The following is a 6,385-nucleotide window of genomic DNA, read 5'->3' on the forward strand; positions in this document are numbered from 1 at the left end:
ATCGGCCAGATCGCCCCGCAGCTCGCGCCGCTCGAGGAGAACGTCCTCGACATCACGCTCAACAAGCAGACGTTCTCCGAGGGTGGCAAGCAGATCCTGGTCACGGCCATCGACCTCAAGCTGCTCCCCGCGGCGTCCGAGGCGTTCGGCGCCTCGCTCGTCGAGGCCCAGATCGCCAGCTCGACCTGTGGTCCCAACGGTCGGGTCGCCCCGACCGCCACGCCGACGCCGACCCCCGAGCCGACGAAGACCCCCACGCCTGAGGTGCCGACGATCGTCGACGCCGGCGCGGCCGGTCCGGTCTCCGACGGCCCCGGCAGCCCGCTGCTGTGGGGCATGATCGCGGTGACGGTCGCCGGAACCGGCGCGGTTGCCGGAAGGCGCCTGCTGAACCGATGACCGGCAACGGCCCGGGTCTTCTCAACGCCGAGCGCCGCCGTACGGGGGTCACTGCAGTTCTGGTGATCCTCGTGGCGGCGCTCGCGCTGGCCATCCTCGATGGTCCGGAGACCCGGGTCGTTCCTGGTTTTTCGAACCCCGCGGGTGACTCCGCAGCGGCAGACGGATCGGCGGTCCGGACCTCGGCCCAGGGCGGCGGTGACGCGCTCATCGTGCCCACGATCGGCCTGAACGCTGCGTTGATCGACATCCAGATCGACCCGGACGGCGTGCTGACGCCGCCGTCGGACTACACCGAGGTCGGCTACTGGGACGGCAGTGCCTCCCCGGGCGCGCGCTCGGGCCAGACCGTCGTCACCGGGCACACCGTGCACACGGGCGGGGGCGTGATGAACCGCCTCGGCAGCGTGGTGCAGGGCGACCCGCTCCAGATCCGCTTCGACGGCGATCTCGTCGACTACCGGGTGCGCAAGGTCGTCACGATGACCAAGGCGGAGGTCGCGGCTGCGGCACAGGACCTCTTCGGCCAGGACCGCCGCAAGGGACGTCTCGTCCTCGTCACCTGCACCGACTGGGACGGCGCCGACTACCAGTCGAACATCATCGTCTTCGCTGACGAGTACCGCCCCGTCTGATCAGACGGGGCGGTCTGCCGGTCTCTGCGTCAGAGGGACTTCAGGACGTGGATGGCGACCTCGCCGGCGAGGAGGGGTCCGAGGACCTCGAAAGCCTTGCCGACGTGGGGCTGGGTCATGTGGGCGTCCAGGTCGCTCTGGGCGGTCCACTCCTCCACGGTGACGTAGACGCCGGGGGCGGTGGCCGAGGCGAAGACCTCGTAGGCCAGGCAGCCCGCGTCGCCACGCGAGGAGGCGGCGAGCTCGGCGAGGGCCGGAGCGGCCTCGGCGGCACGCTCGGGGTCGAGCGGGATGGTCGCGATGACGCGCAGGTTCGTGCTCTCTTCACTCATGGCCCGACCCTAGCCCCCCGTGGGGTGGCGGAGGCGGCCGTTAGGCTCGCCGACGTGAGCATCCTCGATGACGCCCGCGAGGGCATGAACCCCGACATCCGCCCGCAGGACGACCTCTTCGGCCACGTCAACGGCCGGTGGCTCGACGAGGTCGAGATCCCCGCCGACCGCTCCGGCTGGGGCCCCTTCATCCAGCTCGCCGACGCCGCCGAGCAGCACGTCAAGGAGATCATCACCGAGCTCGGCGACAAGGTCGCCTCCGGCGACACCGTGGACGGCGCCGACGCCGAGGACGCCCGCAAGATCGGCGACCTCTACGCCTCGTTCATGAACACCGAGGCGATCAACGCCCGCGGCCTCGAGCCGCTGCGCCCGTTGCTGGACGCCGTCGAGGGGCTGCGCGACGTGCGCGACCTGGCGGCGTTCCTCGGTGAGTTCGAGCGGATCGGCGGCCACGGCATCTTCGGCTCGCACGTCGACACCGACGCCCGCGACTCCGACCGCTACCTCCTCCACCTCCGCCAGGGCGGGCTCGGACTGCCCGACGAGTCCTACTACCGCGACGACAAGTTCGCCGAGCAGCGTGAGGCCTACGTCGCCTACCTCACCTCCCTGCTGACCCTGGGTGGGCACGCTGACCCGGCCGCCGCGGCGCGCACGGTCTTCGAGATCGACTCGCAGATCGCGATCGGTCACTGGGAGCGTTCCGACACCCGCGACGTGCAGAAGACCTACAACCTGCTCACCCACGACGAGCTGGTGGCGCTCTGCCCGAACTTCGACTTCGACGCCTACACCAAGAACCTCGCCGGGGCGGGCGTCTCGCCCGAGGCCGTCCTGGCCGAGGTGATCGTCGGGCAGCCGTCCTTCTTCGAGCACCTCTCCGGCGTGCTGGGCGACGTCCCCCTCGAGGACCTCAGGGCGTGGCTCCTCAGCCACGTCCTGCGGTCGGCCGCGGCCTACCTCACCGACGACTTCGTCGAGACCAACTTCGACTTCTACGGCCGCACGCTCAGCGGCACCCCCGAGCTGCGCGCCCGCTGGAAGCGCGCGGTGTCGTTCGTCGAGGGAGCCGTCGGCGAGGCGGTGGGCAAGGAGTACGTCGCCCGCCACTTCCCGCCCAGCTCGAAGGCGCTGATGGACGACCTGGTCGCCAACCTGCTGTCCGCCTACCGGGTCTCGATCGAGGCGCTCGACTGGATGACGGAGGAGACCAAGGAGCGCGCCTACGAGAAGCTCGCGACCTTCCGCCCGAAGATCGGCTACCCCGAGAAGTTCCGCGACTACTCCGACCTCGTCGTGACCGCCGACGACCTCGTCGCCAACGTGCACGCAGCCTCGGCGTTCGCGACCGATCGCGAGCTCGCCAAGATCGGTGCCCCCGTCGACCGCGACGAGTGGTTCATGCTGCCGCAGACCGTCAACGCCTACTACAACCCCGGCACCAACGAGATCTGCTTCCCGGCCGGCATCCTGCAGAAGCCGTTCTTCAGCCCCGACGCCGACCCGGCCGAGAACTACGGCGGCATCGGCGCGGTGATCGGCCACGAGGTCGGCCACGGCTTCGACGACCAGGGCGCGCAGTACGACGGCCAGGGCAACCTCAACGACTGGTGGACCGCTGACGACAAGGCGGCCTTCGAGGTGAAGTCGAAGGCGCTCGTGGCGCAGTACGACGACTTCTCACCGCGCGCGCTGCCCGACGAGAAGGTCAACGGCTCCCTGACGGTCGGGGAGAACATGGGCGACCTCGGTGGGCTGACCATCGGCCACAAGGCCTACGTGATCAGCACCGACGGCGCCGCGACGATCGAGGACCGCCGCAAGGTCTTCCTCAACTGGGCCTACGTGTGGCGCACCAAGCGCCGCAAGGAGCAGGAGCAGCAGTACCTCACGATCGACCCGCACAGCCCGCCGGAGTTCCGCGCCAACATCGTGCGCAACCTCGACGAGTTCCACGAGGTCTTCGAGACCGCCGAGGGTGACGGCCTGTGGCTCGACCCGAGCGAGCGCGTGCGGATCTGGTAGTCGGCCGCAACGGCCCGGGTCGACCAGGTCGACCCGGACCGGGCTGAGACCCGAGCTGCGGGCCGAGCTGAGGGGATCAGCCCAGCAGGCGCTTGTCGGCGACGGCGAGGCGTCGCGCGAGCTCGGCGGCGATGCCGCGCAGCACCTCGGGGTGCTTGTGGATGAGCGCGTCGAACTCGCGCGGGCCGATCACGAGCAGCGTCATGTCGGTGGTGGCGGTGACGGTGGCGCTACGGGTGAGCGTGTGGTCGAGCAGCGCCATCTCACCGATGACCGTGCCGGCACCGACGGTGTTGAAGACCTCGTCGGCCCCGGTGACCTCGGCCTCGCCCTCGACGATGACGAAGGCTTCCTTGGCGGCCTGGCCGACCTCGATGAGCACGTGACCGTCGGGCACCTTCACCTGGTCGACGAGGCTCGCGATGTGCTTGAGCTCCTTGGGCGAGCAGCGGGCGAACAACGAGACCTGGGCGAGCAGGTCGACCTTCGGGTCACGAGCCATGAGAGTTCTCCTGGGGTGGACGTGGGTGAGTCGGACGGAGCCGGGACTCCGGGTGCTTGCGAACCTACAGGGACCGGGCCCCGCGGTCACTCGCCCTCAGGGTGTCCTTTCGAGGTGTCCCGACCAGGTGTCCCGCGCGCTGTCGGGGGCCGCTGATAGACAGACGACATGAATTCTGGTGCGGCAACTGATCCCGCGGAGGTCCGCGCAGCGGCCGAGCGACACCTCCAGGCACTGGTGGGCGACGAGAGCGCCGTCCTGCGCGAGGACCAGTGGACGGCGATCGAGGCCCTCGCGGTCGGACGACGCCGCGCGCTCGTCGTGCAGCGCACCGGCTGGGGCAAGTCGGCGGTCTACTTCGTCGCGACGCTGCTCCTGCGTGAGCAGGGGGCCGGCCCGACCGTGATCGTCTCGCCACTGCTCGCGCTGATGCGCAACCAGATCGAGGCCGCGCAGCGTGCAGGCATCCGCGCGGTGACGATCAACTCCACCAACCTCGAGCAGTGGGAGGAGACCCACCGCGCGATCAACGCCGGCGAGGTCGACGTGCTGCTCGTGAGCCCCGAGCGGCTCAACAACCCGGGCTTCCGCGACGAGGTGCTGCCGCGTCTGGCGGCCACCTGCGGCCTGCTCGTGGTCGACGAGGCGCACTGCATCAGCGACTGGGGCCATGACTTCCGACCCGACTACCGCCGGATCCGCACGCTGCTGGGCGAGCTGCCCGACGGCATCCCGGTGCTCGCCACCACTGCCACCGCCAACGCACGCGTCACCACCGACGTCTCCGAGCAGATGGGCCAGGACACCCTGGTGCTCCGGGGCTCGCTCGACCGCGAGTCGCTGCGCCTCGGCGTCGTCCGGCTCAAGACCGCCCAGCAGCGACTGGCGTGGCTGGCCGACCACCTCGCCGAGCAACCCGGCTCGGGCATCGTCTACTGCCTCACGGTCGCGGCCACCCAGGAGGTCGCCGACTACCTGCGCTCCCGCGGCCACGCCGTCGCCGCCTACTCGGGCCAGACCGAGACCACCGAGCGCCAGGCGCTCGAAGGCGCGTTGATCCGCGGCGAGGTCAAGGCCCTGGTCGCGACCAGTGCCCTGGGCATGGGCTTCGACGCCCGCCTGGGCTTCGTGGTCAACCTCGGAGCCCCGGGGTCGCCGGTCTCCTACTACCAGCAGGTCGGCCGTGCCGGGCGTGGCGTCGACCCCGACCCCGGTGCGACCGTCGTCCTGCTCCCCGCGATCGAGGACCGCGACATCTGGGCCTACTTCGGCTCCCTGGCCTTCCCGCCGGAGGCGCAGGTGCGCGAGACCCTCGAGGTCCTCGACACCGCCCGGCGCACGATGAGCACGGCCGCGCTCGAGACCCACGTCGAGCTGAGCCGCACCCGGCTCGAGCAGATGCTCAAGGTGCTCGACGTCGACGGCGCCGTACGACGCGTGCGCGGCGGGTGGGAGGCCACCGGGCAGCCGTGGAGCTATGACGAGGAGCGCTACCGCCGGGTCCGTGAGGCCCGCGAGCGCGAGCAGCAGGCAATGCTCGACTACCTCGCAACAGACGTCTGCCGGATGCGCTACCTGCGCGAACAGCTCGACGACCCCGACGCGGTCGACTGCGGCCGCTGCGACAACTGCGGCGGACTGACCCTCGACGCCTCCGTGTCCGAGGCAGCCGTCAGCGAGGCCGAGGAGCGCCTGGGTCGGCCCGGAGTGGTCGTCGAGCCGCGCAAGATGTGGCCCACCGGGCTCTCCTCGATGGGCATCGACCTCAGCGGCAAGATCAAGGCCGGCGCAGGCGAGGGTCGCGCGATCGCTCGGCTCACCGACCTCGGCCACGGTCAGGCCCTGCGTGAGCTGTTTCGCGAGACCACGCCCGACGGTCCGGTCCCGACGTCGCTCGTGCGCGCGATGGTCGAGGTGCTGAGCGACTGGCGACCGCGTGTCGACGGCATCGTCGTGGTCGAGTCCGAGCGCCGGGGCGCGCTCACCGCCGACCTCGCCGACGGGCTCTCGCGCTACCTCCGCAAGCCGGTCCTGGGCCGCTACGCGATCGCCGACCCCGAGGTCGCTCCCGGTCAGGGCGCGATGAACTCCGCCCAGCGGGTCGCTGCCGTCGGGCGCCGCTACTCCCTGACCCTCGACGGCGACGTCTCCGGAGCCTCGGTGCTGCTCGTCGACGACCAGGTGATCACCGGGTGGACCCTCACCCGGGCGGCCGCCGCTCTGCGCGCGGCCGGGGCGGACGCCGTCCTGCCCCTGACGCTCGCCACCCAGACCTGAGACCAGACCTGAGACCGGACCTGAGAGCGGGACCGTCAGGTCGACACCGCCTAGGCTCGGCTCATGCGCTTCGGCATCACGATCCTGACCGACCTCCCCTGGTCGGAGTCCCGTCCTCGCTGGCAGGCCGCGGAGGAGATGGGCTTCGACCACGCCTGGACCTACGACCACCTGGTGTGGGGAGGTCTGCCCCAGGCGCCCTGGACCACCGC

At 70.8% G+C, this 6,385-nt stretch carries 5 protein-coding genes and 1 pseudogene; 4 read left to right on the plus strand and 2 right to left on the minus strand.

The genetic code is table 11. The features are described 5' to 3' along the window. A pseudogene (locus VOI19_RS11680) lies at positions 1-399 on the plus strand (hypothetical protein); the annotation flags it as partial. Beyond that, positions 396-1,034 carry a class F sortase gene (locus VOI19_RS11685; RefSeq protein WP_323793136.1) on the plus strand — a complete coding sequence of 213 codons (639 nt, stop codon included), beginning with the start codon at positions 396-398 and terminating at the stop codon, positions 1,032-1,034. The pseudogene VOI19_RS11680 and the gene VOI19_RS11685, both read left to right, overlap by 4 nt. 29 nt (positions 1,035-1,063) lie before the next feature. On the opposite strand, the gene VOI19_RS11690 is transcribed toward VOI19_RS11685, so the two are convergent. Further along, the gene (locus tag VOI19_RS11690; protein WP_323793137.1) at positions 1,064-1,366 is read right to left on the minus strand and encodes a putative quinol monooxygenase; all 303 of its coding nucleotides are present in this window, start codon (positions 1,364-1,366) and stop codon (positions 1,064-1,066) included. Positions 1,367-1,420: 54 nt separating this feature from the next. Between VOI19_RS11690 and VOI19_RS11695 the strand changes: the two genes are divergently transcribed. Next, positions 1,421-3,394, plus strand: coding sequence for a M13 family metallopeptidase (locus tag VOI19_RS11695; RefSeq protein WP_323793138.1), 1,974 nt, complete (start codon positions 1,421-1,423; stop codon positions 3,392-3,394). Between the two features lie 76 nt (positions 3,395-3,470). On the opposite strand, the gene VOI19_RS11700 is transcribed toward VOI19_RS11695, so the two are convergent. After that, positions 3,471-3,896, minus strand: coding sequence for a cyclic nucleotide-binding domain-containing protein (locus VOI19_RS11700; protein WP_323793139.1), 426 nt, complete (start codon positions 3,894-3,896; stop codon positions 3,471-3,473). A gap of 168 nt (positions 3,897-4,064) precedes the next feature. Here VOI19_RS11700 and VOI19_RS11705 point away from each other — a divergent pair, with 168 nt between their 5' ends. Then, a complete protein-coding gene (locus tag VOI19_RS11705; protein ID WP_323793140.1) occupies positions 4,065-6,173 on the plus strand; it encodes a RecQ family ATP-dependent DNA helicase in 2,109 nt (702 codons plus the stop codon). Positions 6,174-6,385: the final 212 nt, after the last annotated feature.

This window comes from Nocardioides sp., assembly GCF_034670285.1.
GTDB lineage: Bacteria > Actinomycetota > Actinomycetes > Propionibacteriales > Nocardioidaceae > Nocardioides.

Coding starts and splice junctions, on each gene's coding strand:
- VOI19_RS11685 (WP_323793136.1), top strand. CDS start 396: ATGACCGGCAACGGCCCGGGTCTTCTCAACGCCGAGCGCCGCCGTACG.
- VOI19_RS11700 (WP_323793139.1), bottom strand. CDS start 3,896: ATGGCTCGTGACCCGAAGGTCGACCTGCTCGCCCAGGTCTCGTTGTTC.
- VOI19_RS11690 (WP_323793137.1), bottom strand. CDS start 1,366: ATGAGTGAAGAGAGCACGAACCTGCGCGTCATCGCGACCATCCCGCTC.
- VOI19_RS11705 (WP_323793140.1), top strand. CDS start 4,065: ATGAATTCTGGTGCGGCAACTGATCCCGCGGAGGTCCGCGCAGCGGCC.